This is a genomic window from Tistlia consotensis USBA 355, from assembly GCF_900177295.1.
Taxonomy (GTDB): Bacteria; Pseudomonadota; Alphaproteobacteria; order Kiloniellales; family DSM-21159; genus Tistlia; species Tistlia consotensis.
Genome location: NZ_FWZX01000003.1, coordinates 187,418 through 188,640 on the forward strand (window position 1 = coordinate 187,418; position 1,223 = coordinate 188,640).

At 72.6% G+C, this 1,223-nt stretch carries 1 protein-coding gene; it reads right to left on the reverse strand.

Going from position 1 to position 1,223, the window contains the following annotated elements:
- Entirely contained in the window at nt 1-1,041 is a 1,041-nt protein-coding gene (locus B9O00_RS06285; protein ID WP_159460120.1) for an LLM class flavin-dependent oxidoreductase, read from the reverse strand.
- Nucleotides 1,042-1,223: the final 182 nt, after the last annotated feature.

The window sequence follows — 1,223 nt, forward strand, 5'->3', positions numbered from 1 at the left end:
TCAGGCGGTCTGGGCCACGGGCTCGCGCAGGGCCGGCAGCACCGCCTCGGCGAAGAGGCGCATCGAGCGCTCGACCTGGGCCTCGCTGAGCGCGCCGAAGCAGAAGTTGCAGTTGAAGAGATCGGCGCCGCTGCCGGCCAGGATCCGGCGGAGCTGGCGCAGGCACTGGTCCGGCGTCCCGGCGACCACGTGCTCGGCCATGATCTCGTCGGTGGAAGGCTCGCCGGGCAGCGGCGCCACGGTCACGCGGCCCTGCTCGACCCGGCCGAACTCGTGGCGCAGGCTGAGCGCGGCGCGCGCGTTCCAGCGCGCCTGCTCGACGGCGGCACGTGCCTCGGCCTCGCTCTCGCCGACGAAGACCGGGCGCTGCGTGCCGATGCGGACCGGGCCCGGCGCTCCGGCGAAGGCCGCGGCGTAGCGCCGGCGCATGTCGATCATCTTCGAGATCGGCTCCAGCGCCCCGGAGAAAAGGTGGAGACCGCGCGACAGCGCCGACTCGACGACCGGCGGCACGGTCGAGTTGACCGCCGCCCAGACCGGCACCGGCCGCTGCAGGGGCTGTGGGTAGACCAGCGTCTCGGGCAGCTGGAACCAGCGTCCCTCGAAGCTGAACGGCCGGCCCCGGAGCGCCAGGCACAGCAGGTCGATCGCCTCGTCGTAGCGCGCGTGGTCGTCGCTCTTCTCGATGCCGAGCCGCTCGTACTGGAAGCGCTGGTAACCCTTGCCGAGCCCGAGCTCGAGCCGGCCGCCGCTCAGCTGGTCGACCGTCGCCGCCTGCTCGGCGACCAGCAGCGGATTGTGCAGCGGCACCGGCACGATCGCGGTGCCGAGGCGGATGCGCTCGGTCAGCGCCGCCAGATGCGCCAGCAGCACGAAGGGCTGGGAAGAATAGGAGTAGTTGATGAAATGGTGCTCGGCGACCCAGACGTGGCTGAAGCCGAGCGCTTCGGCCAGCTGCGCCGAGCGCAGCGCGCGGCCGTAGACCTCCTGGGACGGGGCGCCCTCGGGCGACTGCATGAGCAGGAAGATGCCGATGTCCATGTCGTCCCCGTGTGTCCTCGCGCCGGCCATCGTGCCGCCACACGGCGCGAGAGTCGACGCTTTCCGGCCATGCCGCCCGGCCGCAGGGAGCCGCCGGCCGGGCGGCCACGGCACGCTGGCGACGCGGCCACGCCTGGACTAGTCTGGGTGCCGGAGGATCGCTGGGGGGAAAGCGCGAAACA

Bases quoted from the DNA above. Each gene is read 5' to 3' on its own strand.
- B9O00_RS06285 (WP_159460120.1), bottom strand. From the start codon at position 1,041: ATGGACATCGGCATCTTCCTGCTCATGCAGTCGCCCGAGGGCGCCCCG.